This window comes from Aphanizomenon flos-aquae FACHB-1287 (assembly GCF_014698755.1).
Taxonomy (GTDB): domain Bacteria; phylum Cyanobacteriota; class Cyanobacteriia; order Cyanobacteriales; family Nostocaceae; genus Dolichospermum; species Dolichospermum flosaquae.
The window spans coordinates 107,648-133,366 of the sequence record NZ_JACJTO010000006.1; the positions used below are offsets into that span (position 1 = coordinate 107,648).

General features: G+C 38.0%; 27 protein-coding genes. 12 read left to right on the forward strand and 15 right to left on the reverse strand.

Going from position 1 to position 25,719, the window contains the following annotated elements; translation table 11 throughout:
* Positions 1-24 precede the first annotated feature (24 nt).
* From H6G44_RS04740 to acnB, 3 genes are all read right to left on the reverse strand, one after another.
* A complete protein-coding gene (locus tag H6G44_RS04740; RefSeq protein ID WP_190385792.1) occupies positions 25-369 on the reverse strand; it encodes a XisI protein in 345 nt (114 codons plus the stop codon).
* Entirely contained in the window at positions 357-773 is a 417-nt protein-coding gene (locus H6G44_RS04745; RefSeq protein ID WP_190385791.1) for a XisH family protein, read from the reverse strand. The genes H6G44_RS04740 and H6G44_RS04745 overlap by 13 nt, the downstream gene beginning before the upstream one ends.
* Before the next feature lie 65 nt (positions 774-838).
* On the reverse strand, positions 839-3,433 hold the full coding sequence (gene acnB / locus H6G44_RS04750; RefSeq protein WP_190385790.1) for a bifunctional aconitate hydratase 2/2-methylisocitrate dehydratase: 2,595 nt from the start codon (positions 3,431-3,433) through the stop codon (positions 839-841).
* 192 nt (positions 3,434-3,625) lie between these two features.
* Here acnB and H6G44_RS04755 point away from each other — a divergent pair, with 192 nt between their 5' ends.
* Complete coding sequence (locus tag H6G44_RS04755) at positions 3,626-3,940, forward strand: hypothetical protein (protein ID WP_190385789.1); 315 nt, start codon at positions 3,626-3,628, stop codon at positions 3,938-3,940.
* A 36-nt stretch (positions 3,941-3,976) separates the two neighbouring features.
* Here H6G44_RS04755 and H6G44_RS04760 read toward each other — a convergent pair whose 3' ends face one another.
* Positions 3,977-4,264 carry a hypothetical protein gene (locus H6G44_RS04760; protein WP_190385788.1) on the reverse strand — a complete coding sequence of 96 codons (288 nt, stop codon included), beginning with the start codon at positions 4,262-4,264 and terminating at the stop codon, positions 3,977-3,979.
* A gap of 694 nt (positions 4,265-4,958) precedes the next feature.
* On the opposite strand from H6G44_RS04760, the gene H6G44_RS04765 reads away from it, so the two are divergent.
* From H6G44_RS04765 to H6G44_RS20165, 3 genes are all read left to right on the forward strand, one after another.
* Positions 4,959-5,303 (forward strand): hypothetical protein, encoded by a 345-nt coding sequence (locus tag H6G44_RS04765; protein WP_190372156.1) that lies wholly within the window; start codon positions 4,959-4,961, stop codon positions 5,301-5,303.
* A gap of 3 nt (positions 5,304-5,306) precedes the next feature.
* Positions 5,307-5,765 carry a hypothetical protein gene (locus H6G44_RS04770; RefSeq protein WP_190385787.1) on the forward strand — a complete coding sequence of 153 codons (459 nt, stop codon included), beginning with the start codon at positions 5,307-5,309 and terminating at the stop codon, positions 5,763-5,765.
* A gap of 105 nt (positions 5,766-5,870) precedes the next feature.
* Positions 5,871-6,440, forward strand: coding sequence for a transposase (locus H6G44_RS20165; protein WP_190385786.1), 570 nt, complete (start codon positions 5,871-5,873; stop codon positions 6,438-6,440).
* Between the two features lie 389 nt (positions 6,441-6,829).
* On the opposite strand, the gene H6G44_RS04780 is transcribed toward H6G44_RS20165, so the two are convergent.
* The 7 genes from H6G44_RS04780 to rph all read right to left on the reverse strand — a co-directional run bounded on the left by H6G44_RS04780 (position 6,830) and on the right by rph (position 13,071).
* A complete protein-coding gene (locus H6G44_RS04780) occupies positions 6,830-7,630 on the reverse strand; it encodes a DUF3153 domain-containing protein (protein WP_190385785.1) in 801 nt (266 codons plus the stop codon).
* 19 nt (positions 7,631-7,649) lie between these two features.
* Positions 7,650-8,171 carry a tetratricopeptide repeat protein gene (locus H6G44_RS04785; protein WP_190385784.1) on the reverse strand — a complete coding sequence of 174 codons (522 nt, stop codon included), beginning with the start codon at positions 8,169-8,171 and terminating at the stop codon, positions 7,650-7,652.
* Between the two features lie 178 nt (positions 8,172-8,349).
* On the reverse strand, positions 8,350-9,243 hold the full coding sequence (argB, locus tag H6G44_RS04790) for an acetylglutamate kinase (RefSeq protein WP_190385783.1): 894 nt from the start codon (positions 9,241-9,243) through the stop codon (positions 8,350-8,352).
* 136 nt (positions 9,244-9,379) lie between these two features.
* Positions 9,380-10,291, reverse strand: a complete 912-nt coding sequence (locus H6G44_RS04795; protein ID WP_190385782.1) for an FHA domain-containing protein — start codon at positions 10,289-10,291, stop codon at positions 9,380-9,382.
* 160 nt (positions 10,292-10,451) lie between these two features.
* On the reverse strand, positions 10,452-11,174 hold the full coding sequence (gene pgl, locus H6G44_RS04800) for a 6-phosphogluconolactonase (protein WP_190385781.1): 723 nt from the start codon (positions 11,172-11,174) through the stop codon (positions 10,452-10,454).
* 332 nt (positions 11,175-11,506) lie between these two features.
* Entirely contained in the window at positions 11,507-12,280 is a 774-nt protein-coding gene (locus H6G44_RS04805; RefSeq protein ID WP_190385841.1) for an MlaE family lipid ABC transporter permease subunit, read from the reverse strand.
* A gap of 47 nt (positions 12,281-12,327) precedes the next feature.
* Positions 12,328-13,071: a ribonuclease PH gene (gene rph / locus H6G44_RS04810; protein ID WP_190385780.1), complete on the reverse strand. Its 744-nt coding sequence runs from the start codon at positions 13,069-13,071 to the stop codon at positions 12,328-12,330.
* A 258-nt stretch (positions 13,072-13,329) separates the two neighbouring features.
* On the opposite strand from rph, the gene H6G44_RS04815 reads away from it, so the two are divergent.
* The 3 genes from H6G44_RS04815 (at position 13,330) to H6G44_RS04825 (ending at position 16,257) form a co-directional block, all read left to right on the forward strand.
* Positions 13,330-13,866: a P-loop NTPase family protein gene (locus tag H6G44_RS04815; protein ID WP_190385779.1), complete on the forward strand. Its 537-nt coding sequence runs from the start codon at positions 13,330-13,332 to the stop codon at positions 13,864-13,866.
* A gap of 169 nt (positions 13,867-14,035) precedes the next feature.
* The gene (locus H6G44_RS04820) at positions 14,036-14,875 is read left to right on the forward strand and encodes an RnfABCDGE type electron transport complex subunit D (RefSeq protein ID WP_190385840.1); all 840 of its coding nucleotides are present in this window, start codon (positions 14,036-14,038) and stop codon (positions 14,873-14,875) included.
* A gap of 8 nt (positions 14,876-14,883) precedes the next feature.
* The gene (locus tag H6G44_RS04825) at positions 14,884-16,257 is read left to right on the forward strand and encodes a DUF2330 domain-containing protein (protein WP_190385778.1); all 1,374 of its coding nucleotides are present in this window, start codon (positions 14,884-14,886) and stop codon (positions 16,255-16,257) included.
* Positions 16,258-16,414: 157 nt separating this feature from the next.
* On the opposite strand, the gene H6G44_RS04830 is transcribed toward H6G44_RS04825, so the two are convergent.
* The 3 genes from H6G44_RS04830 to H6G44_RS04840 form a co-directional block, all read right to left on the reverse strand.
* Complete coding sequence (locus H6G44_RS04830) at positions 16,415-17,545, reverse strand: CO2 hydration protein (protein ID WP_190385777.1); 1,131 nt, start codon at positions 17,543-17,545, stop codon at positions 16,415-16,417.
* A gap of 97 nt (positions 17,546-17,642) precedes the next feature.
* Positions 17,643-19,139, reverse strand: coding sequence for an NADH-quinone oxidoreductase subunit M (locus H6G44_RS04835; RefSeq protein WP_190385776.1), 1,497 nt, complete (start codon positions 19,137-19,139; stop codon positions 17,643-17,645).
* A 122-nt stretch (positions 19,140-19,261) separates the two neighbouring features.
* Entirely contained in the window at positions 19,262-21,118 is a 1,857-nt protein-coding gene (locus H6G44_RS04840) for an NAD(P)H-quinone oxidoreductase subunit F (protein WP_190385775.1), read from the reverse strand.
* 655 nt (positions 21,119-21,773) lie between these two features.
* On the opposite strand from H6G44_RS04840, the gene H6G44_RS04845 reads away from it, so the two are divergent.
* The 3 genes from H6G44_RS04845 (at position 21,774) to H6G44_RS04855 (ending at position 22,856) form a co-directional block, all read left to right on the forward strand.
* Entirely contained in the window at positions 21,774-22,082 is a 309-nt protein-coding gene (locus tag H6G44_RS04845) for a carbon dioxide-concentrating mechanism protein CcmK (protein WP_190385774.1), read from the forward strand.
* Positions 22,083-22,199: 117 nt separating this feature from the next.
* The gene (locus H6G44_RS04850) at positions 22,200-22,544 is read left to right on the forward strand and encodes a carbon dioxide-concentrating mechanism protein CcmK (protein WP_168496664.1); all 345 of its coding nucleotides are present in this window, start codon (positions 22,200-22,202) and stop codon (positions 22,542-22,544) included.
* 6 nt (positions 22,545-22,550) lie between these two features.
* The gene (locus H6G44_RS04855; RefSeq protein ID WP_190385773.1) at positions 22,551-22,856 is read left to right on the forward strand and encodes a EutN/CcmL family microcompartment protein; all 306 of its coding nucleotides are present in this window, start codon (positions 22,551-22,553) and stop codon (positions 22,854-22,856) included.
* Here H6G44_RS04855 and H6G44_RS04860 read toward each other — a convergent pair whose 3' ends face one another.
* Positions 22,857-23,078 (reverse strand): hypothetical protein, encoded by a 222-nt coding sequence (locus tag H6G44_RS04860; RefSeq protein WP_190385772.1) that lies wholly within the window; start codon positions 23,076-23,078, stop codon positions 22,857-22,859.
* A 40-nt stretch (positions 23,079-23,118) separates the two neighbouring features.
* Between H6G44_RS04860 and H6G44_RS04865 the strand changes: the two genes are divergently transcribed.
* The gene (locus tag H6G44_RS04865) at positions 23,119-24,768 is read left to right on the forward strand and encodes a ribulose bisphosphate carboxylase small subunit (RefSeq protein ID WP_190385771.1); all 1,650 of its coding nucleotides are present in this window, start codon (positions 23,119-23,121) and stop codon (positions 24,766-24,768) included.
* A 104-nt stretch (positions 24,769-24,872) separates the two neighbouring features.
* The gene (locus H6G44_RS04870) at positions 24,873-25,661 is read left to right on the forward strand and encodes a transferase (RefSeq protein ID WP_190385770.1); all 789 of its coding nucleotides are present in this window, start codon (positions 24,873-24,875) and stop codon (positions 25,659-25,661) included.
* Positions 25,662-25,719 lie beyond the last annotated feature (58 nt).

Sequence of the window (25,719 nt, forward strand, 5' to 3'; positions counted from 1 at the left end):
GACTAAAATCCGAATTTATGCTAATTAAGCAATAGCAAACTCTGTAAACTTCCGAGTTTCTGGATCATGAAAAGCTAAAACAATATCCTCTTTTGGTACACCTTCCCTTAATAACTCCGTTGCTATTCCCTCCTGGGTCCAATCTTCCTCAATGTAAATCTTTTCATTTTTAATTCTCACATAAACAGAAATTGCTCTCACTCGTTTTCTTTCATTCCAACCTACATCGAACCATAAATACTGATCTCTTTCATCATCAAAAGATAAGACTGTATCAACTCCAGAAATATTAGGAGTTTGACTAGCTATTTGATCATATTCTGTTAATATTTTTTTGACAATTGCACGATAATTATTTAATTTATCCATTGGACAATTTCCCCCTGAACAATATTAATTACAATCAGTAAAATTTTATATTCTTCTATGACAAGTTGAATCCCTTTTGTTTGAAAAAAAGTTTCATAAGCCTCTTGCTCAATTGCTAAGTAAAGACGATAATCAGGATGTAATTGTCTTAGCAATGTACGGTATAAAATATATTGTCCTAAAGCACATTGAAATTCATGAATTAGAGACAAACTCAAGAAACTTTTAATTTCCACTACAATATTAGTATCTTCTTTTTGTGCAGAAAACAACTTTTTTCCGGCAAGATCAGCAAATAGTTTTAGTCCTTCATATCTAATGGTATAAGGATCACGAATAATCTGCCAACCATCCTTGAGTAAAGCATTTTTCACCACATCATGGTAGATATCTTTTGCTGGCATTTTTACCCCGATAATAATCCATTATAACATTCAGGTGAGTCCACAAAGAACTCACCTCAATTACATTATACCAAAGCCGCCTGTTCCTCCTTACTAATCACCCTCCCCTCGTCCTCAAAACCAACAATTTGATCAAAATTCAAATAACGATACAAATTATCAGCAAAAGGATTAATTTTCTCCCCAACAATCTCCATATATTCCTTAACCGTAGGAATACGTCCCAACAACGCACAAACCGCCGCCAATTCCGCTGAACCTAAATACACTTGAGCGCCTTTTCCCATGCGATTATTAAAGTTACGAGTTGAAGTAGAAAACACCGTTGTATTATCATCAACTCGCGCCTGATTTCCCATACATAAACTGCATCCAGGAATCTCCGTTCTCGCATTCGCACCTACAAAAACATCATACACTTTTTCTACTTTTAATTGATGTTCATCCATTCTTGTCGGAGGTGCAATCCATAACCGCGCTTTCACCGCACCAGCACCTTCTAAAACCTTGGCTGTTGCTCGATAATGTCCGATATTTGTCATACAAGAACCTACGAAAACTTCCTGTACTGGATCATTCGCAACTTCCGATAATAACTTAACATTATCAGGGTCATTTGGTGCCGCTACAATTGGTTCTTTGATGTCGTTTAAATCAATCTCAATTACTTCTGCATATTCCGCATCTGCATCTGCTGATAATAACACAGGATTGGCTAACCATTCCTCCATTTTTGCGACGCGCCGCAGGATAGTTCTGGCATCACTATAACCCCGTGCTACCATATTTTTTAACAGAGCAATATTGGAACGCAAATATTCCGCTATGGTCTCTTCACTTAACTTAATTGTACATCCAGCACAAGAACGTTCGGCGGAAGCATCTGTTAATTCAAATGCTTGTTCTACTTTCAAATTTGGTAATCCTTCAATTTCCAAAATGCGCCCGGAAAAAACATTTTTCTTGTTCTGTTTTTCCACGGTTAACAAACCTTTTTGAATAGCTACATAAGGAATGGCGTTAACAATATCTCTCAAGGTAATTCCTGGTTGCAATTCTCCTTTAAAACGGACTAATACCGATTCTGGCATATCTAAGGGCATTACACCCAATGCACCGGCAAAGGCCACTAAACCAGAACCTGCAGGAAAGGATATTCCCAAGGGAAAGCGGGTATGGGAGTCTCCTCCTGTTCCCACGGTGTCGGGTAATAACATCCGGTTTAACCAGGAGTGAATGATACCATCACCGGGACGCAAAGCCACGCCACCACGAGAGGAAATGAAGTCTGGTAGTTCTTGATGGGTTTTGATATCTACCGGTTTGGGATAAGCGGCTGTGTGACAGAAACTTTGCATGACTAAATCTGCACTGAAACCTAAACAAGCCAGTTCTTTTAACTCGTCTCTGGTCATTGGTCCTGTAGTGTCCTGAGAACCCACTGTGGTCATGATTGGTTCGCAAGATGTTCCCGGACGTACTCCTGGTAAACCAGAGGCTTTACCGACCATTTTCTGCGCCAATGTGTAGCCTTTTCCGGTGTCTGATCCCCCCAGTCCCCCCTTAGTAAGGGGGGTTAGGGGGGTGCGGATAAATAAATCGCTGGGTGCTAAACCCAAGGCTTGACGGGTTTTGTCGGTGAGGGTACGGCCAATTAATAGGGGAATGCGGCCACCTGCGCGAACTTCGTCTAAAATGGTGTCAGGTTTGAGGCTGAAGGTGGAAATTACTTCTCCTGCGGCGTTGGTAACTTCACCTTTGTAGGGGTAGATGGTAATTACGTCACCAGTCGCCATTTTTGTGACATCGCATTGTATAGGTAAAGCTCCCGCATCTTCGGCGGTGTTAAAAAAGATAGGTGCGATCGCACTACCCAAAATATAGCCTCCAGCCCGTTTATTTGGTACAAAGGGGATATCATTACCTAAATGCCATAATACAGAATTGATCGCAGATTTACGAGATGAACCTGTACCCACCACGTCACCGACATAGGCCACAGGATGTCCTTTTTTCTTTAAGTCTGCAATGGTTTCTAAACTTCCCGGTTGTCGGGTTTCTAACATTGCTAAGGCGTGTAAAGGAATATCTGGACGAGTTGTAGCGTGGGTTGCTGGTGATAAGTCGTCAGTGTTAGTTTCTCCGGGAACTTTGAAAACCGTGACGGTGATAGATGCTGGTAATGTGGGACGAGTGGTAAACCATTCCGCTGCGGACCAGGAGTCTACCACTTTTTTAGCGTATTTGTTGGTTTTTGATAGTTCTAATACATCATGAAACGCATCATAAACTAACAGGATTTTGCTCAATGCTATTGCTGCGGTTTCTGCTACCGGGGAAGAGAGTAAATCAATTAAGGATTGAACGTTATAACCGCCTACCATTGTTCCCAGTAATTCTACTGCTTGGATAGCAGAGACTAAGGGACTGGTAATTTCTCCTTTAGCAATAGCAGTAAGAAATCCGGCTTTTACATAAGCTGCTTGATCTACTCCGGGGGGAATGCGATCGCGTAATAAATGTAATAATAACTCTTCCGTACCTGGGGCGGGTTTTTTCAGTAATTCACATAATTCTGAAGTTTGTACTGCGTCTAATGGTAAGGGGGGAATACTGAGTTGGGCGCGTTCTTGGGTGTGTTGTTGGTATTCTGCTAACATGATTTAGCCTTTCTCCTGCAATGTCTTGTTTTCTTTAATTTTATTGTAAGGGAATTGTTACAGGAATTACTAGTAAACGAATTTGTCAGAAATAGACAGTTTGTGGTTTATAATATTTTGTTAGAGTTTTTCTTGCAAAGAAGCTTTGTATTGTTGATTGTTAAAGAATGTTATTAAATAAGGGTAAAAATAATGTCTGATTGTACTATTGTCGTTAATAATTGTAAATACACTTTTAAGAAGTTTGATTTAAATGAAGGTAAAAGAGAAATATCTGTTGAAGCAGACAATCAAAAATCCGATTTACTATTGCAACAATGGTTTTATGAATCGGTAGATAATGGACAAGGAATTAATCCCAACTATAAGAAGGATATTAAAATAGAATCAAATAATAAGATTTATTGCTTTGAAGGATGTTTTGTTAAAAATCATTCAATTTACCCAGCTAAAGCTATTATTAGTTATAATTTCCTACTTGAGACCCAACCAAGACATAAAAAGTAAGTTCAAAAGTTTTGTGCTATATTCTTCTATTAATAATTATAAGTAATAGAGCTTCAGTTCATGATTGAAATGATCATACCAATTTTTACTCCATTCTTTATCTTTACATAAATCTAGTAGTTGTGCCTCATCATTAATAAAATGTTCAGTAATTATTTTATGTATTTGTCTGTTAACAACTAAACCATTCCATATCTTATCTGCTAATTCTAAATCAACGCTTACACTTCTTATATGAGAAAAATCATTATGTTTGTCCATAAGAGGTTCATTAGTTAATTCACAATATTCGAGATCAAATGCTGCAATTCTTATACGTCTCATTTCATCTCTATATTCTTTGATAAATTCATATCTTTCTAGGGTAAAAATTTGATAGCTTTTATGGTAATTTGGATGTGTGATAGCTTTCTGGGAATTTAAAATGCTATTACTGTTTATAATTTATTTAAGCGTGCGATCGCTTAATCTCTCATCCTCTAAAATAAACTAATCCTGTAAATCCTAAAATCCTGGACATCCTGATTCTGACAAACTGATGTTGATATTATGCTAACCGACATTCTGCACTTCATAATGTAGTATAAGCCTTTTCAAGCATTATTCTTAATAAGGGTTAATAAGGGTGGAAAAATTACGTATTAAAACTTAAAATCTTTGATAATATATGTATTGTTAAAAACAATAAAAAATAAAATTAAGGAAATATTTGCATATTACAAAATGAAGTGCGGAATATGGGATACTAACATGATTTGCAATATCTTGTTTTCTTTATTTTATTGTAAGGGAATTGTTACAAGAGTGGTTTATAATTTAAGGGGCAAACGGCCGTTCGCCCCTACATTTGGTTATGGCATTACTCGAAAAATATTAAGAATTATTAACTACAATTGCTTTATACTATTGCATAGTCTAATCTACTTATAGACATTAAATTATTTGTAGTCAAAATCTATGTGGAACTTAAGAGACACTATCACACAAGTTGTTAAGTGATTATTATCAAAAATGAAATATGGAATCGAAAGTCTTTAAACAAGGTAATTATATCTGGGAATGCAAATCTTCTTATGATCCCAGTGGTGAGATTAATTTAACCTATTTAAAATCAGCCATTAAAAGTGTTGAAAAAAGATGGGAAAGAGAAGGAAAGCCTAGTGGTTATTATTATGTTTTCCCGATAAATGTAATAACTAATACAGCTAGACAAGAACTAGAGAAATTTAAACAAGCCTATCAAGGTCAGGTTGAGATTGATTATTATGATAGAGAACAAGTACAAAGATTAATCCAAAACTTATCAAAATTAAGTAACATGGAATCACTTGTTAATTATATTAAACAAGTATGGAAAGGATAAAAAATGTCACAAGCAATTCAATTTCACACTATAAAAATATTTTCTGAGAAGTTTCTTTCAGAATTTGATGGTAATACTATTCCTTTTAGTTCTAAAAGTATTTATGAATGTTTAAAAGGATTATTTCAAGGAACAGAAACAAAGTCTAAAGAATACGTAGAAAAATATTTTGATGCTGTTGAGTTAGGTTATTTAGAGATTCATTTATCTGAATTAGAAAAAATAGATCCAGATTTGGATCAGAAATATGAATATATTTTTGATCCAAAAAGCGATACATTTTCATTTATAAATGAAGAATTATGGTCAAATTTAGAGAAAATCATATTTGATAAAACCAAGCAATGTTTGTCTGATAACGAGAAAAGTCAATCACTAAAAAATAATATGAAAATTAGTCAAGATTATAAGAAATTATTGGATTTGTTCCAGAAAAGAATTTTATTCATGGCAATTTTTTAATATTATTGATTGGGTAGGGGTGAACGGCCGTTCACCCCTACAATGTAAATTAATATATGAAAAATATATCTAAAATTTATATATCTAAATCTAAAATTTAATTTTATGACCTATAATCCTGATATACATAAACGCCAATCAATTCGTCTTAAAGGCTATGATTATTCTCAGTCTGGTCTTTATTTCATTACAATTTGTTGTTATCAACGTGAATGTTTATTTGGAAATATTATAAATAGTCAAATAATATTAAATAATTTTGGTCAGTTAATAAAAGAAGAATGGTTAAAATCAGCAGAAATTAGAAAAGAAATTGAGTTTGATGATTTTGTAATTATGCCTAATCATTTTCATGGAATTGTTATAATTAATCAAGAAATAAACAGCGATTTTATGAAAAATGATGTAGATTTCCAGGATAATAATGTAGGGGCGAACGGCCGTTCGCCCCTAGGGCAAATTCAATCATCACGGCCAAAAATATCAATGAAACCAAAATCCATATCATCATTAATAGCAGGTTTTAAATCAGCAACAACCAAGAAAATTAACATCATTCGTAATACACCTCAAAATCCAGTTTGGCAACGCAATTATTATGATCATATTATTAGAAATGATGAATCTTTAGCAAGAATTAGAGAATATGTCCAAAACAGAAGTGTTGAATGTTAAGATTTTGAGGATTGTGTCCAAGTTGTGCATTGGTATTGGTGATACCAAATTTGGTCAATTAATGACTCTATTCTCAATAGACAATGGATTTTACCTGGGTAAAACGCAAAGATTGTAAAGTTTTATTGCAGGATTCAACACTTGTGTGTCCAAAATAATCCTTTATCTTGGGAAAATGATCAATTACATCCTAATAATCCTTCTAAATGGTAATTAGCGTGATCACTATTTTTGATATGGTAAGTAATGTAGAAAGTTGAATATACAAAGAAATTTTTAAAAGAATTAGCATCTTTACCTAAAGAGATTCAATTAAATTCTGTAGGTTGGGTTGATAAAACCCAACATTTTACATTTTCAGGAAGTAATTACATCCTGATGCCAATATTTTACAACTCTTTCACCGTTAACTGAATACTCGGACTTGGTAATAACGTATATCTCAAATAGAACCCCAACCACACAAATGCAATAATCAATAAAGTCCCAATTCCCAGGAAATTAGGTAACCAAAACACCACCTCTATATGATTAATAGCACCTGGTTTAAGTGTCCATATCAATTGATTACCATGCTTTTCTGGTTTAATAGCATTTTCATTATTGTCAATGTTTTTTATTCCCCAAGGTGCTTGTAAACTAAAATCTAAATTGACAATTGAATTATTATCCTTAGCAGTAAGCATGGACAAAGAACGCAAATCTAAATCATAAACTAAATGATTTCTGGAGAATAGGAAAAAATTCCTATCTTCTGCTACCAAACTTGAGTTAATATCTGACATTTCTGTATTATTACTATCTTCAGACCTGCGATTTTTAAAAAATACAGTAAATTTTTCTTGTAATTCCTTCGCACTAGTAAAGGGAATTTTAACAATAATTTCTGCTCGTGAAATTCTTTGTGTTGAACCTCCTAAAGTTCGCGCTTGATTTTCTAAAGTTTTTAACCATTCTGATAGATAATCACCACTAAAAATAGTGAGTTTTTCCGCTAACTGAATATGCTGTATTAATTCTCCATTATTTGTACTATTAAAATTCACTCCTAAATCATATTTTACACAACCAGATAGAAGCAATGAAGAAAGTATTACCGTCAATATAATAGGTTTTATTTTGGTAATTTTGCCAATTTTACTAATTGAAAAAAATACAGATTTTATCTTAATGAAAGTGAATATATTCATGGTCATTTCTCCTTATTTGCTAAAAACTTAACCAAACTAAATAGAAAATTGTTAAACAAACAGCAATTAAAGCTACCCAAACAAAGCGATTATCTTTAGTATTGACCGTGCTAAGATCAATATATTCTAGTTCTACAGATTTAGGTTGAGATTGAGATTTTTTAGGTTGGGAATTGATAACTATTTTCGATTTGTTATCAGCAACTATACCAAAATCGGGAATTTCTGTCATCCATTCTTGAGGACGATTAAGTTTGGGCGCTTTTAAAATATAGACTAGACGCTTTGCTTGTTGACGAATTTCATAGTGGGGATGACTTACAAGCTGTTGACAAAGATTTATGGACTCTTCCGAACGTCCCGCAGCTTCATAAGCATTCACCAACCAAATTTCTACTTCACCAGCAAAACGGGTATTTTTTCCTAATAGGGCACTGGCTTTTTCTAAATTTTCTACAGCTTCCCGATATTGGCCATTTTCAAAAGCAATTGTCCCCATTTGGTAACGAGATTTAGCGAGTTCTAAACTTTCTGTAGTCATTGATCATTAATTATTAGTTACTAGTTATTAGTTATTAGTTACATCAGCGGTTAGAAACCGCATCTACACAAACAAAACCCACCTGCGTGGGTTAAAAAACTCTAACTTTATTTAGTCCGCATAAGCGGACTTTGTTTGTCTAGCCGTGAATTTCATTCACTAAGACTATTAATTGCGATTATTGTCTCAACTGAGAACCTAAAATCATTGTCCCAATCCCCACATCTGTAAATACTTCTAACAGTAAAGCATGAGGAATACGACCATCAATGATATGTGAAGCTTTCACCCCTTGAGCCAGCGATCGCACGCAACAATTCACCTTAGGAATCATCCCCCCACTAACTGTACCATCAGCAATTAATTGTCGCGCTTCCCGAATATCTATTTTAGGAATCAAAGTAGAAGGGTCTTGATAATTTTTTAAAATCCCTCTGGTATCGGTCAGCAAAATTAACTTTTCTGCTCCCAAAGCTGCGGCTATTTCCCCCGCTACGGTATCAGCATTAATATTATAAGCCTGTCCCGTTTCATCAGCAGCAACACTGGAAACTACGGGAATATAGCCATTATTCACAAGTGTTTCTAATATTTTGATATTAACACTACTAACTTCCCCAACAAAACCAATTCCTTCATCACCTTGAGGACGAGCCGTAATTAAATTACCATCTTTACCACAAAGTCCTACAGCCATACCTCCAGCTTGGTTAATTAGAGCGACAATTTCTTTATTCACACGCCCAACTAACACCATTTCCACTACATCCATCGTTGGCGCATCTGTAACGCGCAAACCATTTTTAAACTGAGCTTCAATTCCTAACTTACCTAACCAACTATTAATTTCTGGACCTCCACCATGGACTAAAATTGGCCGCAAACCAACGCAAGATAAAAAGACCACATCCCGAATCACCTTATCTTTGAGGTTGCTATCCTTCATGGCTGCGCCACCATATTTAACTACAACGGTGCGACCAGAGAATTGTTGAATGTAAGGTAGTGCTTCGCTGAGAACTTCTACGCGATTAGCTTCAGCTTTCCTGATATACTCTGCATCATTAATCATGTTTTTACCCAAGTTGCTAATTATCTAGTTTATTGGATAACTAGCAACTAGAGTTAATAAGCTATTGTGATGATAGCGGTGGGACAGGGAGCAGAGAGATATTCATTACCCATTACCCATTACCTATTACCTGTTCCTAAGAGAGTTGAAACAAGAAAGTCACTAAATCACCCTTACCCAAGCTGATACGATCACCTGGTCGGAGGCGATGTCTGTTTCCGGGTAATAGAGGTAAATTATTAACATAAGTACCATTAGAACTACCCGCGTCTTCCAGATAACAAGCATCTCCCTCAATCCGAATATCTGCGTGAATCCGGGAAACAATTTCCGAATTTGGGAATCCGGAAACATCTATATCTGGAGGAATGCGATCATTAGGCTTCCCAATATGCACAACCGAGAGATTTTGTGGTAATTCTATTTCTTGGTTAGCTTGAACATGAAATAACCGCGCTACTACCTGTTGTAATTGGGTGTTAGACACCTTTGCTGGTGCTGCAGCAGCTACTTCAGGAACTGTCACAGGATCTATTTGAGGCACATAAGCAGGAGGAATATAAGCTGCTGGTTCTGGCTCTGCTGGTGCGGGTGGAGGAGTAAGTACAGGGGAAATATGTACTTCTGGTTCTGGTGCTACAGGTATAGGTGGAGGAGTAAGGAGAGCAGGAATATATACTTCTTGTTCTGGCACTATAAGTGCAGGTACGGAAGGAACATAAACCGCTTGTTCCTCAACTACAACTACCGGAGCAGATACAGGAATAGAACTAACAGGAGGATTTGTGGCGGCCGTAATTTCTAAAGCATCAGGCTGTAACAGTTGCATCATGAGGTCAGGAGCGACCACTGGCGCAATTTTTGGGGCCACTGCTGCTGCAGCACTAAAACGGAGATTATAACCGCACTGACCGCAAAAAGCGGCATCTGACTGGACAGTTGCTCCACAATTAGGACAATTAGCTGTGGCTGGTAACGGCGTATAGCAAGCTTCACATTGAACAGCGCCGTCTGGATTGGGATGATTACAATTAGGGCAGACGATCATGGATTTAGGCCTTGGTGAAGGTCGTTGTAAAAATGTTACTTACAAGCACATAAGTAATTTTAGCTTTCTTGGGATGCTAATAATTACTTTAGAGGAGAAAATGTTGATCCTTGGTGATGATTGTTAATCATCTAAATCATCCAAATCTCCAGAATTATAGTTAGTGTGGGAACTCTAAACCAGCCGCTGCGTCGAGCAACCAGTAAAGTTCTCCTTGGGGTCGAATTAGCCGAGATGGGTAGGCAAAATCATCAGCTACCGGTGCAAAAATTTGGGCTAAAGCCGGTCTTTTATTAGCACCAGCAACTAAAAAAATCACACTGTGAGCAGCGTTAATAAATGGGTAGGTAAAGGTAATACGAAGATTATCATCTTTATTACCAACAGTAATTAAGCGATCGCATACCCTGAGAGCTTCCGTGTGGGGAAACAAAGATGCAGTATGGGCATCATCACCCATTCCTAATAAAACTACATCTAATGCGGGGAACTCTCCTGATCTAGAATTAAAAAATGTTTGGAGATGCTGGTTATACTTAGATGCATCCACTTCTGGGTTAGTCGACAAAGTGGGTATAGCATGAACATTAGCCGCTGGTATAGCAACCTGATCTAACCATGCCCGTCGCGCCATTAGTTCATTGCTATCAGGGTGATCTGCTGGAACATAACGCTCATCTCCCCAGAATACATGAATTTTATCCCAAGGTAAATTTTGCGTGGCTATGGCTTCATACAAAGGTTTTGGTGTGCTGCCACCTGATAAAGCAATTGTAAATTGTCCCCGTTCGCTAATAGCAGTTTCCACTTTTGAGAGAATTAATTCTAGCGCTCGTTGGACAAGTACGGATGCGCTGGAGTGGATTTCAACAGTTTTATTCATGGCATTATCAACACATTATGCTGTTTCTTTGCAATACCATAGCGAACTTCTGACAATTTTCTGGTTTAACTCTGGAAACTTTTAATATCGTCAAGTTAAGCCATAAATTATCGTCCTCCATCTGCATTTAACATTATTTTTGGTTGGTTGTCAGTATTCAGTTGTACTAATCGCTAATAATTACCGCAAAGGAATGTTGAGAGAATATGAGGATATTTCTGTAAATAAATAAAATATCGAGAATCTCTTTGTACTTATGTATTAACAGTTTCTTTAAAATCTCTAGCAAGTGCTATAATAACTACCTTTTCTGTCTATTTTCATTGTTAGTATTACAATATAGGTTTTTCAAAAAGTAGTAAAGCCAAGATAAAATCCATAATAAAAATTGCCACCCAAGTAGTAACAACAGCAGTTGTGGCTGATTCTCCTACCTCCTTTGCTCCTCCTTGCGTTGTCAGTCCCCAACTACAACCATTAACAGCAACTATAGCCCCAAAGATTAATCCCTTGAGTAAAACAATAAAAATATCTGACGGTGATAAAAAACTCCTCACTGATTCTAAAAATGTTTCGGGAACAACTTGATAAAACTGCATAGCAGCAAAAGCTCCTCCCATCATACCTGTAACTACCGCAAAAATCATCATTACAGGCATCATTAAACAGCAAGCAATGACTCTAGGTAAAACTAGATAATCAACAGGGTCTGTTCTGAGCATATATAAAGCGTCAATCTGCTCTGTCACCTGCATTGCTCCTAATTCCGCAGCAAAAGCTGAACCAACTTGTCCAGCAATAATACTAGCAGTTAAAATTGGTGCTAATTCTCGACAAAAAGCTAAAGCAAATGCACCGCCAACAGTATCTACAGCCCCAAATCTCACCAATTCTCTAGCGGTTTGAATGGTGAAAATCATCCCAGCAAAACCATTGACTAATAACACTGGAGAAAGAGAAGCAGGACCTGCTGTAACTGTATGTTCTAATATCTTGCGATAGTAGGTTTTCCCGCGCAGTAAATGCAGTAAAATTTGACCTAACAACAGAAATACCGACAAATAGCGAATTAACCAAGATTGTTCTAAATTTCTTTTTGGTGGCAAGTTTACAGACACTAATTGAATTTTTTTTATTTGGTAAATATGGCAATTTAATTTTCTATAAATAAGGTATTCCAATCAGGAATGGCATTTTTTTGAGCAGTTAATAATTGCTGTATACCTTGTTCAGAAAAATCTAACATTTGATTTAATTGCTGACGGCTAAAACTTCCTACCTCCGCTGTTCCCTGAACTTCAATAATTCCTAATTTATCATTCATAACTACATTTAAATCTACATCTGCGGCTACATCCTCAATGTAATTAAGATCTAAAAATGGTTCATGCTGCAACAAACCTACAGAAACCGCTGCTATTTGTCTACATAAAGGCGATCGCTCTAACACCCCTTGCTGTAATAATTGAGATATACCATGGGCTAAAGCCACAAAACCCCCTGTAATTGCCATTGTCCTCGTCCCTGCGTCGGCTTGTAATACGTCTGTGTCTACCATTAGCGTCCGTTCTCCTAAAACCTCAAAATTCAAAGCAGCCCTTAAACTTCTACCAATTAAACGTTGAATTTCCTGGGTTCTCCCCCATAATTTCATTAATTCCCGTTCCTGGCGTTTTTTGGTAGCTGATGGCAACATTCTATACTCTGCTGTCAACCAACCCTGACCACTACCAGTCAAAAATTTAGGTACTCCCTCTGCGATACTGACAGTACATAAAATTTGAGTATCACCACACTTGGCTAAAACCGAACCTGGTGCAAAGCGGGTAAAATCAGGATAAAAACTATGGGGACGGAGTTCACTGGGTTTTCTTCCGTCAGGACGTTGCCAAACCATTAAAATCTCCTTTTGAATTTTTGCTTACTGTCTTATACATATTAATCGTGGGAATGCTCAATAGTGCTGTATGATAATTATGTCTTTTGATTTGTAATTTATTAAATTGACTTTAGTGAATAAAAGCATAGATTTATCTCACGTAAAGGCACAAAAACGTAAAAAGTCAAAATTTGAGCCAAGAAATTTTTGATTTTTATACCTCAATTCAGTAACATAGTTAGTTGTTTAAAATAGTTAGTTGTTTAAATTTGTCTTATGGTTGCTCAATTAGAAACTCCTGGTCTAAATTCGACTCTCAGTTTACCATATTCCGTGACAGGATTAGTACAAGTTTTTACTAGTCCTGAGCGTAGCTTTTTTACAAGTGTGATGGCACAAGCACTGAGAATTGCTGGACAAGGTACACCAGTATTAATAATCCAGTTCCTCAAAGGTGGTATTCGTCAAGGATGTGAACGACCTACCCAAATGGGAAAACATTTAGACTGGATTCGCTGTGATTTGCCTCGTTATATTGATAATTCAGATTTAGATGAATCGGAAAATCAAGCTTTACAAGAACTTTGGCAACATACTCAAAAGGTAGTTAATGAAGGTAAGTATTCTTTACTAGTATTAGATGAGTTGAGTTTAGCGGTAAATTTCGGTTTAATTCCTGAATCTGAGGTTTTAGAGTTTCTTGCTCACCGTCCCTCTCATATTGATATTATCCTGACAGGTTCTCAAATGCCCAAGTTCCTTTTAGATATGGCAGACCAAATTACAGAAATTCGTCGCTCTCATCAATCTTAGATATTTTAGCATTAGTAAGTAACAATATTCGCCAACACACTGCAACCCTCTTTTTAGGTAATAGCGAAATCAGACCTAGTAATCGCTTGTACCAATTGCGTAAATTCTGTTATGATCAAATTAGTTTAAATTAAGAAAAAATCTGCGGGTAATGCCTAGACTGAAAATGATATTATACAAAGATATTCGAGATTATCAAATTCTATTTCTGAGTTTATTTTTGATTTTGGGAATTTTAACGCGAGACTGGACATTACATCCAGAATTTATTGGTGTGGCGATCGCTTCCTGCATTATAACTCAAATTATCTTCTCATTGATCACTAAATCCCAAGACAACTTTCCAGTAATTAATATCCGTAGTCCCCTAATTACATCCTTAGGACTCAGTTTATTATTACGGGTTGATCATTGGCCAACCATGGCCTTAGCTGGATTTGCAGCCATAGCTAGTAAATTTCTCTTTCAATTTGGAGAAAAGCACTTTTTTAATCCTGCTAATTTTGGCATTATTACTGTTCTCACCCTCACTAATGATGCTTGGGTATCCCCAGGACAATGGGGGGAAGAATGGTGGTATGCGTTGTTATTTTTGGGGACTGGAGGAATGATTTTAAAGCGCGTTGGTCGTTGGGATACTACCGCCGCTTTTTTAGGTGCTTATTCCCTCTTAGCAGCCATCAGAAATATGTGGTTAGGTTGGACTTGGGATGTTTATTTTCATCATTTAATGAGTGGATCTTTACTATTATTTTCTCTGTTTATGGTGACAGATCCGCGTTCAATTCCCAACGCCAATATTAGTAGAATAATCTGGGCAGTATCTATCGCCTTATTAACGTTTATTTTGCGGAATTTATTCTTTTTACCAACTGCTGTTTTTTGGGCTTTATTTACCCTTGCCCCTTTGACTATTATCTTAGATCAATTCTGGATTACACCTAGATTTTCTTGGTGGAATAAAACAGAATTATCAGCAGAAAATCATCAATTAACTATCATCAACTGAGGTTAAAAATGCAATTTTTTCGCCTATTCATGCCCTTAATCTCTGCACTTTTAGCCGTGCTGTGTTTTGTGCCTACAGCTTGGGCTTTTTGTGGGTTCTATGTAGCTAAAGCTGATACAAAACTCTATAACCAAGCTTCACAAGTCATACTAGCAAGAGACGGAAATCGTACCGTTTTAACAATGGCTAATGATTTTCAAGGTGATGTTAAAGATTTTGCAGTTGTTATTCCTGTTCCCACAGTATTACAAAAAGAACAAGTTCATGTAGCCCAACCGAAAATTATTGAAAGGTTAGATGCTTTTAGCGCCCCCAGATTAGTTGAATATTTCGATTCTGACCCCTGTTCCCAAAATAATATAATGGAAAGTATGCCAGCACCACAAGCATTAGGAAGAATGAGAGGTGCAGAAAACACCATGAAGAAAGATAGCAATTTAGGTGTAACGGTTGAAGCCAAATTTAATGTTGGTGAATATGATATTGTTATCCTCAGCGCTAAAGAATCTGGTGGATTAGAAATTTGGCTAAATCGCAATGGTTATAAAATTCCTAAAGGTGCAAAAGAATTACTAAAACCCTACATTCGTTCTTCCATGAAATTCTTTGTTGCGAAAGTCAACTTAGATAAATTTACCGAATCAGGTTATCAATTCCTGCGTCCTTTACAAATTTCCTACGAATCACTAAAATTTATGTTACCCATTCGTTTAGGAATGATTAATGCTACTACAGAACAGGATTTAATTGTTTATATTTTATCACCCCAGGGACAGGCAGAAATTACTAATTATCGCACAGTTAAAGTTCCTTCAGATGTAAATATTCCTGTTTTTGTGAAAAATGAATTTGGTGATTTTTATAAATCCATGTTTCAAACTTCTTACACCAAAGAAGATAAAAAAGTCGGCTTTTTAGAATATGCTTGGGATATGAGTAGTTGTGATCCTTGTTCTGCTGAACCACTTAATAATGAAGAATTAAAACAAGCGGGTGTGTTTTGGTTAGATAATAATAGTAATGATAGACCAGTATCTCCCCGTTTTCGTTCTCGTTTCCCTAGTAGTAGTGTTTTCATTACTCGCTTGCACGTGCGTTACACAAGAAACAAATTTCCCGAAGATTTGATGTTTCAAACAACTTCTCAACGGGACTTTTTTCAAGGACGTTATATTTTACAACACCCATTTACAGGTAATCTCGAATGTAGTGCAGGAAGACAATATAAAAGTTCTTTAAATCAGCGATTTGAAAAAGAAGCGCGAACTTTAGCTAGACTTACCAACTGGAACATTCAAAATATTCGCCAAAAAATGCAATTATCTGTGGGAAATCTTTCTACTTCTTGGTGGGATAATTTCTTAGTTTGGTTTGGTCTGTAAATTTCAAATACTTCTAAATATTCACAAGATACCAACTTTATATGAAGCTGCACAGAATAATCATCAAAGGTATTTATCCGCGTTTATCTGCGTTTATCTGCGGCCAATTATTCTAGAAATCTAATTTTATGCAGCTTCATCTGCAATTAGTATCACCCTATTTATTTACTTCTAATAACTGAGAATTTTCTAATCTTGACATCCACTTTTCTAAATAGATCTGATTATTTTTTTGCTCAGATAAATCTTGAGTATCTAAAGGATAAGGTAAAAGTCCTAAAATTGCGGCGCTAGTTACACAAAACATCGATTTTTGGAAACTCATACAAATTTGGACTCGCAAATCATCTTCACTTCTGAGACTACGACGATAAATACTATGTAAGTATTCTGGTAAATAATGACGCATATCTTGCATTAACAAAGTAGGAGGAATACCCGCACCACCAATAGGTAAAGGATCTGCGTATAATGCACCATATTGGAATCGAGATTGATCTGGAGGAACTTGATATGCTTGCGCGTTTAAAGAAACTGTTCCTAAAAATGGTGTACCTCTAAAAAATACCGCTTCTACATAGGGAATTGCGGTATCTGCAAGGAAGGTTAAACCCAACGATTCGGGAATCAGATCATAGACTTTATTGCCAATTTCGACACTATATGTAATTGGTTTCATTGCATCTGCAACTAAAGCCAATTTAATATGTTCTACAACTTGGGGAATAGATTTAATTTCGCCGTTGTCATAGCGATCTGATAAATTTAGAAACATATCAGCCATAACTCGCCAAAATTGACCTAACCCAGTGTAATAAGCCGAGACTCGTAATTGTTCTATTAAAAATTCGGGAAACAGTTGATTTATTCCCAAAATTAGGGGATTATATTTAAACTTAGCGGCAATAACAGCTTTAGCTCTATCTTCAAATTCTGTAGTATCTAAGTATGCATCTAAACCACCTCCACCATGCCACATCATAGCTTTCAGGCAATATTCCGCATATTCAAAATTAATCCGATCATGCCATAAATGACGGAGTAATTTGGCAAGAGAAATATCACCATTAAAATATTTGAAGAAGGGAAAAAATACTAAAAATTGATGTTCAGCGATGTAAATAAGATTTTTAGAATAGGCATCTAAAACCACACCATAACTTTTGAGAATACCAACAACTTCTAAAACGTTTTCGGGACTATCTTTGAGTAATGCTTCGCCAGTTTGTAAACGTTCTACAAATTCAGCTAGGGGGTTGTAAGGGGGATTTTTTGTTGTTGTCATCATGTCAATTCTCCTAGAATTTAAATGTCTGAACTATGATTTTTGCGATTTTTTTGATGGCTATAATGATCTGATTTTGGTTATAATTTTCCCGAAAAAGTCAAAAATCTAGTAGCTCTCGATTTGCTATGACATGATGACTACTCGTTTTTACCATTGTGGTAATTGTGGCTTGGGTATAATAGACTAACCAATTGGGTTGAATGCCGAAAATAACGATCGCTACTGCTAAAATGATGGCAGGGATGCGATCGCTCCAATAAACACGAGGTAAGTTAGTAACTGCTGCTGATAACCGTCCGAAAAAGGCACGATTTAAAAGAATTAAGAAGTAAACCGCAGTTAAACCTGTTCCCAGCATTGCTAATAATGTTTGAACCGGAAAAACCGCAAAACTGCCGCGAAAAACAATAAATTCGGAAATAAATCCCACCATTCCCGGTATACCCGCACTGGCCATAACGGCAACAATCATTAAACTACCAATAACTGGCAAACCTCGTTCTGGATTAAGTAATCCCCGCACTACATCTAAATCACGACTACCAGTTTTTTTATACACGACTCCCACTAACAGAAATAACATGGCGGATATCAACCCGTGACTAATCATTTGCATGACTGCACCCAAGACGCTGAGGGGTGTAGATGCTGCTGCTGCTAATAATACATAGCCCATGTGTCCGACGGAACTATACGCTACCATCCTTTTCATGTCTGTTTGTGCGATCGCACACGATGCTCCAAATAATACACTAATTACCGCCCATGTGGCTAACCAAGGTGCTGCATAAGCCCAAGCATCTGGTAATAAATTCATCCCAAATCTCAGTAAGCCATAAGTCCCTAGTTTTAATAATATTCCAGCTAACAACACAGATATGGGTGTGGAGGCTTCTACGTGGGCATCTGGCAGCCAAGTATGGAAGGGAACGAGGGGAATTTTAATCCCAAAACCCACCAAAATTCCAGACAGGAGTAAAATTTGCGTTGCTAAGGGTAGAGATTGGGAATTTAATGTTGCTAGTCCAAAACTGGGAGAACCACTTAACCAAACCATACCCAAGAAACTAGCTAAAATGACGATTCCTGAAAAAGCTGTATAAATCAGAAATTTTGTGGCTGCATAACCCCGTTTTTGCCCCCCCCAAATCGCAATTAGCAAATATAAGGGTATTAATTCCAATTCATAAAACAGGAAGAATAACAATAAATCCTGTGCTAAAAATGCTCCTATCACCCCAGCATTTAAGAGCAGAATTAGAGAATAGTAAAATCTAGGACGTTGTTGAGATTCATCACTGCTATAAATAGCAATACAAGTTAATAAACCATTGAGAACTAATAAAGGTAGAGATAAACCATCTACACCTAGATTATAGTTTAAGCCAATAGCATCTACCCAAGGTAGGGATTCAGCAAACTGTTGACCAATTTCTCCCGGATTAAATTGAGTTGCCAGGAAAATACTCCATAGAAAAATAATAATGCTAAAAACAAAAGCGATGATTCGGGTTAGTTTAGCAGTAATACCAAAAGGATAGAAACCAATCAAAGCCGCACCAATTAACGGCAGTAAAATCAATGTACTCAGCATAGCAGTTAGGGAATAGAGGGCAGGGAACAGGGAGCAGGGACCAGGCAGCAGGGACCAGGCAGCAGGGAGGAAGAATTTTCCTATTACCTATTACCAATCACCCATTACCAATCACCTATTCCCTAAAAAGGCAATTTATTGAATAAACCTAATGAGAAACTAATAGCAAAACCGAGAACGCTAATAACTACGAGGATTGTCAGCATATAACCCTGGGATTGACCAGAAATGCTGTATTTCAAACTTTGTCCGCTGAAAATCGCAGCAAAGCCCACCAAATTTACCAGACCATCTACCAAAAAGCGATCGCTCCACGCGGATATCCTAGATAACAGCGCCACAGCACTTACAATCGTTAAGCGATAAATCCGGTCTATGTAAAAATCATAGCCTAATAAGTCTTGTATAAATCTCCAGACCAAAATCCTCGATCTTGACCAAGCTTTATGAAGATGAATTGTTGCACCAATACTTACTCCAGCCACAGTAGAAGCTACCAAAGATCCAACCAGATACCAATTAAGGCTTTCCCAACTAGGTAATAAATACCATTGCTGTAGCATCAGTGGTAATAATAAAGTGAGTATAGTTAAAGTCACCATTGGTAATGCCATTGGCCAAGCAACCTCTGGGGCTCGGCGGCTTTTTGGTTGGGGTTGTCCCCAAAAAACTAACCGGAAGACCCTAGTTAAATTCAAAGCCGTTAAGCCATTAACTAAGATTAAAACCACAATTACCCAAGGGCTAACCTTTAGCAATCCATCAGCCCATGCTAACATTGCCCAAAAACTGCCCAGTGGTAATAGTGTTACCATACCTGCCGAACCAACCACAAAAGCCGTAGTAGTAGCTGGCATTTTTGACCATAAACCCCCCATTTCTGTCAAGTCTTGAGTTTGAGTAGTATAAATAACTGAACCAGAGCTCATGAATAATAAGGCTTTGGCAATGGCATGACTCAGGAGTAACATTAATGCTACTCCACCCTGTTCTAAACCCACCGCCAAAAATACCAAGCCCATGTAAGCACTGGTAGAATGGGAGAGCGATCGCTTAATATCAATTTGGGCAATAGATACCAATGTTGCCCCCACTGCTGTGATAATCCCCAGCACCACCAAAGTATTTAAAGCAATAGGGGACAAAGATAATAATGGTTGAACTTTGTAGAGGAAATAAGCACCCCCAGCCACCACTAGAGAGTTTCGCATCACCGAAGCGGGGTTTGGGCCTTCCATAGCCTCATCTAACCACAAATGCAGAGGAAATTGAGCACATTTACCAGCGGGGCCTGCAATTAAACCCAAACAGAGTAAAGTTGATGTCACAGGATTTAAATCAGCCGTTTGCGCCCACTCATACAAATCGGAAAAGTTTAAGCTACCGGCTAAAGTAGAAAGACTCACCACAGCCATTAATAGCAACAAATCTCCTACCCGTTTCGTTAAAAAGGCATCTCGTGCCGCTGTCACCACCAAAGGTTGAGCATACCAAAATCCGACAAGTAAATAAGTAGAAAGAGTTAGCACTTCCAGCACAGCATAACTGAGAAAGAGGGAATCACTAATTGCTAACCCAATTAGAGCAGCTTCAAAAAATCCTAATAGACCAAAAAATCGGGCTAAAGACCAATCTTTTTCCATATAGCCTAGTGCATAAATTTGTGCTAATAGACTTAATCCAGTAATTAGAACCGTCGTCCCCACACTGACTACGGAAATTTCTAAAGCAAAAGACAATTGAAAATCAGCCGCTTGGAACCAAGTAATTACTAAATTTTCCTGTTCTCGATTCCAGATATCTTTAAATACTAATAAACTATGGACAAAACCGAAGATGGTAGTCAATAAGTTCAAGTAAGCCGCAGGTCTAGGTCCTGTCCGTTGGATGATTCCTATCGTCCAAGGCAAAGTTAAAATCGCCCCTAGTAAGCTATAAAGAGGCACGAACCAACTTGTTAAAAATAGAAACTCATTCATCTAATATTTTCCTTGATAGCTCAGTTCCGATTCTTTTAAACAGCCTTTAAATAATCATTTGCTCAAAAAACAATATCTTTGAGAAAATCTATGTTTTCTTAACTTTTTTTAGCTCAATATGCCTAAGCACATTTACTGTAGATTAGCCTATTGTCGAGCCATTAAATATAATTTAACATTTTAGATATTCTATTATTGTTAAATAACATTTTTTATTTTTCTGCTTTTTTTAAATTTGTTTTTTAGGTATGCTGGTAAAATTTGCAAATTTTTACCTACTGTTTATGGCAATGGTGAACCATGGGAAAGATATAACCAGTAGCCCGTCTGTCCCATATATAGCATCCACCGATCCTCCTCATCAAAGAATCAGCTTGAGCTATGAACTATAGTAATTTTCAAAGTGATAAAGAAATTATAAAGCATAAGTTGTCACTCTAGGGATCAGTGAAATTTAATCTTATAAAAGACCCTATGAACTTTTGTTAACTTTTTTTAATATATTTTATCACGAACTATTATAGTAATTTATGTTGCCAGGGATGCCAAGGTTTAATAAGCTTAAATGTGGCGGTATTTTGGAATCAGGATGAGCATCCCCGTCCAAAATTTCCATCCATAGTTCTGATTCGATTAATTTTTGAGGAGTTCTGCGATGCCAATTGCAGTTGGAATGATTGAGACTAAAGGCTTTCCCGCAGTAGTAGAAGCTGCTGATGCCATGGTGAAAGCAGCCCGGGTGACTTTAGTGGGATATGAAAAAATTGGTAGCGCTCGCGTTACAGTTATTGTTAGGGGAGATGTTTCTGAAGTGCAAGCTTCAGTGGCCGCTGGCGTTGAAGCCGCCAAAAGAGTCAACGGTGGTGAAGTAGTATCTACCCACATCATTGCTCGTCCCCACGAAAACCTAGAATACGTTTTGCCGATTCGTTATACAGAAGCAGTAGAACAGTTCCGCACTTAAGTCTTCTAATTACTGTTTAAACGAAAACATTAATGGAGATGTTTTCTTGGGTTTAAATAAGTTTAAATGAGTTTAAATCTGGTACGAGTAAAAAATTTAATTTAAGGACAAGAACAAATGTCAATTGCAGTAGGAATGGTAGAGACTCTAGGCTTTCCCGCAGTAGTAGAAGCGGCTGATGCCATGGTGAAAGCTGCTCGTGTTACTTTGGTAGGCTATGAAAAAATCGGTAGTGGTCGCGTAACAGTGATTGTGCGTGGTGACGTTTCCGAAGTGCAAGCTTCCGTCGGTGCTGGAGTAGAATCAGTTAAGCGTGTTAACGGTGGACAAGTGCTATCTACCCACATCATTGCCCGTCCTCACGAAAACTTAGAATATGTTCTCCCCATTCGTTATACCGAAGATGTAGAACAATTCCGGGAAGGTGTAAACGCAATTCGTCCCTTTGGTAGAAGACCATAATTAATAATGCAAATTGCCAGAGTTCGTGGCACAGTAACTAGCACCCAAAAAGATCCCAGTCTACGGGGTGTGAAGCTACTAATGTTGCAATTAATAGATGAAAATGGCAACCTCCTGCCAGTATACGAGGTAGCAGCCGATAACAGTGTAGGGGCAGGAGTGGATGAGTGGGTGCTTGTCAGTCGTGGCAGTGCTGCTCGTGAATTATCGGGTAATGAACAACGACCATTAGACGCAGCAGTAGTGGCAATTATAGACACCATTTACGTTGAAGATCGTGTAATTTACAGCAAAAAAGACCAGTATAGATAGTCAGTGAAGAGGTGATGGGTAATAGGTAATGGGTAATAGGTAATGGGTAATAGGTAATGGGTAATAGGTAATGGGTAATAGGTAATAGGTAATAGGTAATGGGTGATGGGTGAAAACTGACCAATGACCAATGAGCAATGACCAATGACCAATGACCAATAACCAATGACCAATGACCAATGACCAATGACCAATGACCAATGACCAATGACCAATGACCACTGACCACTGACAAAAAGCTTATTTGAGGAGGAATCTCGCAATGGTAGTCCGCAGCACGGCGGCACCGCCAACCCCGTGGTCAAGGAGTTTAGCAGAACCAAAAATCCATGAAACTGCATTTGTACACTCTTCTTGTAACCTCATTGGTGATGTCAATATAGGTGCAAATGTCATTATTGCTCCAGGAACATCGATTAGAGCAGATGAAGGCACACCCTTTTCTGTTGGTGAAAATACCAACATTCAAGATGGTGTAGTCATTCATGGTTTGGAGCAAGGCCGAGTCATTGGTGATGATGGTAAAAAATACTCAGTATGGGTTGGCAAACGTGCTTCCATTACCCACATGGCACTGATTCATGGACCTGCTTACGTTGGCGATAGTTGTTTTATTGGCTTTCGTTCCACCGTATTTAATGCCAGAGTGGGTGCAGGCTGCATAGTGATGATGCACGCCTTAATTCAAGATGTGGAAATCCCACCGGGCAAATACGTAGCTTCTGGATCAGTAATTACTACCCAGCAGCAAGCGGATAGATTGCCAGATGTACAAGCGCAGGATCAAGAATTTGCTCACCATGTAGTAGGGATTAATCAGGCCTTGCGGGCTGGTTATCACTGTGCTGCGGATAGCAAGTGTATTGCGCCTATTCGGGATGAACTTAATCTTTCCGGTGCTGAATCTTATACAAGTATTGAAATTGAAGAGTTAGAAAGGAGTGGCGACGTGGTGAGCTATAGCTTGGGTACAGAAACAGTAGACCAATTACGTTATCTACTAGAACAAGGATTTAAAATTGGTACAGAACACGTAGATCAAAGACGTTTTCGTACAGGTTCTTGGCAAAGTTGTCAAGCAATTGAAACTCGGTCTTTAGGTGAAGCAGTTTCTGCCATAGAATCTTGCTTGAGAGACCACAGTGGCGAATATGTGCGCCTATTTGGTATTGATAATAACAGAAGACGAGTATTAGAAACTATTGTCCAACGTCCCGACGGTGTAGTTGCAGGTACATCTGGTTTTAAAGCTCCCGCCACTGCGTCTACTGGCAGTTACAGTAGCAATGGTAACGGTAATGCTGTTGGTAGTGCCAAACTGAGCGCGGAAACTGTAGATCAAATCCGGCAACTTTTGGCAGGTGGTTTCAAAATTGGGACAGAACACGTAGATGAGCGCCGTTTCCGTACAGGTTCTTGGAATACTTGTCAACCAATTGAATCTAATTCGGCACAGGCAGTTGTATCTGCTTTAGAAGAGTGTATAGAAACTCATCGAGGGGAATATGTACGCTTGATTGGGATTGATACCAAAGCAAAACGCCGTGTATTGGAAGCAATTATCCAAAGACCAAACGGACAAGTAGCATCTTCTGGCAACACCAAGTCATTTACCACTACTAGTTCTGCAACTGCAACAGTTAGCAGCGGCCGTTTAACTGCGGAAGTAGTCGGTCAATTGCGCCAACTATTGTCCAGTGGGGCAAAAATTGCGGTTGAGCACGTAGATCAACGCCGTTTCCGTACAGGAACTTGGACAGTTGCGGGTCAAATTCAGGCTACATCTGATAGAGAAGCGATCGCTGCTTTAGAAGGATATGTCTCTGAATATCCAGGCGAGTATGTGCGTTTAGTTGGAACAGACCCCAAAGCAAAACGCCGCGTACTAGAAGCAATTATCCAACGTCCATAAAGAGGCAGGGAGCAGAGAGTAGGGGAGAACATTTTTTTCCTTCTTCTTTCTAACCACTGACAACTAACCACTGACCACTTCCGGCTTCCGAGGTAATAAATTCCATGTCTGTATCGCTGCTACGTCTGGGCGATAGATTTGATGCTCATATTCATGGTAACGTGATTATTCATCCCAGTGCAGTAATAGCTCCTGGGGTAATTCTCCAAGCAGCTACTAACAGTACAATTGTGATTGGTGCTGGGGTATGTCTGGGAATGGGGTCAATTCTCCAAGTAAGTGAGGGTATTCTAGAAGTAGAAGCAGGAGCAAACCTGGGAGCCGGTTTTTTGATGGTTGGTGAAGGCAAAATTGGGGCTAATGCTTGTATTGGTTCAGCCACAACAGTTTTTAACTGTTCCGTAGCGCCCGGTCAAGTGATTCCCCCTGGGGCAATTTTGGGAGATACTAGTCGGCAGATTGTTGAACCGCCGGCGGTTCAACCAAAATCGACTAATTCTCAACCAGAGAACCCAGCGGAATCAGCCAAAAACCTAGAATCTCCTGATTTTCAAGGGGAGAAACCAGAAAAAGGGGAAAAATCTATTTCCTCAACTCAACTCTCCGTTGCGGCTTTTCTGGAGTTTAAACACCAATCTACGCCTGTATCCCAACCTTCACCTACACCCAAAAGCCAGTCTCCACCAGAGTCAGAAACGGCTGTGGTTGGTGATTCGACCCCCGTTGAAACTTCGCTCCCAGAGTCTACAGAAACCAGTGAGTCTGAACTGCAAACTCACAATATTTTTGGGACGCAAATTTATGGACAAGGTAGTATAAACAGGCTGCTGAGTACATTATTTCCCCATAGACAATCATTGGATAACGAAAACTCTGACAATTCTTCAGGTTAAGTGTTAAGTATGAAGTGTGAACTTAAGTCCATATTGAAATGCTAGTTTTCATTCTTCT

What these genes read in the sequence shown, in the direction of transcription:
- argB (WP_190385783.1), bottom strand. Translation starts at nt 9,243, where the DNA reads ATGATTAATGATGCAGAGTATATCAGGAAAGCTGAAGCTAATCGCGTA.
- H6G44_RS04850 (WP_168496664.1), top strand. Translation starts at nt 22,200, where the DNA reads ATGTCAATTGCAGTAGGAATGGTAGAGACTCTAGGCTTTCCCGCAGTA.
- H6G44_RS04825 (WP_190385778.1), top strand. Translation starts at nt 14,884, where the DNA reads ATGCAATTTTTTCGCCTATTCATGCCCTTAATCTCTGCACTTTTAGCC.
- H6G44_RS04870 (WP_190385770.1), top strand. Translation starts at nt 24,873, where the DNA reads ATGTCTGTATCGCTGCTACGTCTGGGCGATAGATTTGATGCTCATATT.
- H6G44_RS04865 (WP_190385771.1), top strand. Translation starts at nt 23,119, where the DNA reads ATGGTAGTCCGCAGCACGGCGGCACCGCCAACCCCGTGGTCAAGGAGT.
- H6G44_RS04855 (WP_190385773.1), top strand. Translation starts at nt 22,551, where the DNA reads ATGCAAATTGCCAGAGTTCGTGGCACAGTAACTAGCACCCAAAAAGAT.
- pgl (WP_190385781.1), bottom strand. Translation starts at nt 11,174, where the DNA reads ATGAATAAAACTGTTGAAATCCACTCCAGCGCATCCGTACTTGTCCAA.
- acnB (WP_190385790.1), bottom strand. Translation starts at nt 3,433, where the DNA reads ATGTTAGCAGAATACCAACAACACACCCAAGAACGCGCCCAACTCAGT.
- H6G44_RS04745 (WP_190385791.1), bottom strand. Translation starts at nt 773, where the DNA reads ATGCCAGCAAAAGATATCTACCATGATGTGGTGAAAAATGCTTTACTC.
- H6G44_RS04785 (WP_190385784.1), bottom strand. Translation starts at nt 8,171, where the DNA reads ATGACTACAGAAAGTTTAGAACTCGCTAAATCTCGTTACCAAATGGGG.
- H6G44_RS04740 (WP_190385792.1), bottom strand. Translation starts at nt 369, where the DNA reads ATGGATAAATTAAATAATTATCGTGCAATTGTCAAAAAAATATTAACA.
- H6G44_RS04765 (WP_190372156.1), top strand. Translation starts at nt 4,959, where the DNA reads ATGGAATCGAAAGTCTTTAAACAAGGTAATTATATCTGGGAATGCAAA.
- H6G44_RS04780 (WP_190385785.1), bottom strand. Translation starts at nt 7,630, where the DNA reads ATGAATATATTCACTTTCATTAAGATAAAATCTGTATTTTTTTCAATT.
- H6G44_RS04845 (WP_190385774.1), top strand. Translation starts at nt 21,774, where the DNA reads ATGCCAATTGCAGTTGGAATGATTGAGACTAAAGGCTTTCCCGCAGTA.
- H6G44_RS04835 (WP_190385776.1), bottom strand. Translation starts at nt 19,139, where the DNA reads ATGCTGAGTACATTGATTTTACTGCCGTTAATTGGTGCGGCTTTGATT.
- H6G44_RS04760 (WP_190385788.1), bottom strand. Translation starts at nt 4,264, where the DNA reads ATGAGACGTATAAGAATTGCAGCATTTGATCTCGAATATTGTGAATTA.
- H6G44_RS04795 (WP_190385782.1), bottom strand. Translation starts at nt 10,291, where the DNA reads ATGATCGTCTGCCCTAATTGTAATCATCCCAATCCAGACGGCGCTGTT.
- H6G44_RS20165 (WP_190385786.1), top strand. Translation starts at nt 5,871, where the DNA reads ATGACCTATAATCCTGATATACATAAACGCCAATCAATTCGTCTTAAA.
- rph (WP_190385780.1), bottom strand. Translation starts at nt 13,071, where the DNA reads ATGGTTTGGCAACGTCCTGACGGAAGAAAACCCAGTGAACTCCGTCCC.
- H6G44_RS04815 (WP_190385779.1), top strand. Translation starts at nt 13,330, where the DNA reads ATGGTTGCTCAATTAGAAACTCCTGGTCTAAATTCGACTCTCAGTTTA.
- H6G44_RS04770 (WP_190385787.1), top strand. Translation starts at nt 5,307, where the DNA reads ATGTCACAAGCAATTCAATTTCACACTATAAAAATATTTTCTGAGAAG.
- H6G44_RS04840 (WP_190385775.1), bottom strand. Translation starts at nt 21,118, where the DNA reads ATGAATGAGTTTCTATTTTTAACAAGTTGGTTCGTGCCTCTTTATAGC.
- H6G44_RS04830 (WP_190385777.1), bottom strand. Translation starts at nt 17,545, where the DNA reads ATGATGACAACAACAAAAAATCCCCCTTACAACCCCCTAGCTGAATTT.
- H6G44_RS04755 (WP_190385789.1), top strand. Translation starts at nt 3,626, where the DNA reads ATGTCTGATTGTACTATTGTCGTTAATAATTGTAAATACACTTTTAAG.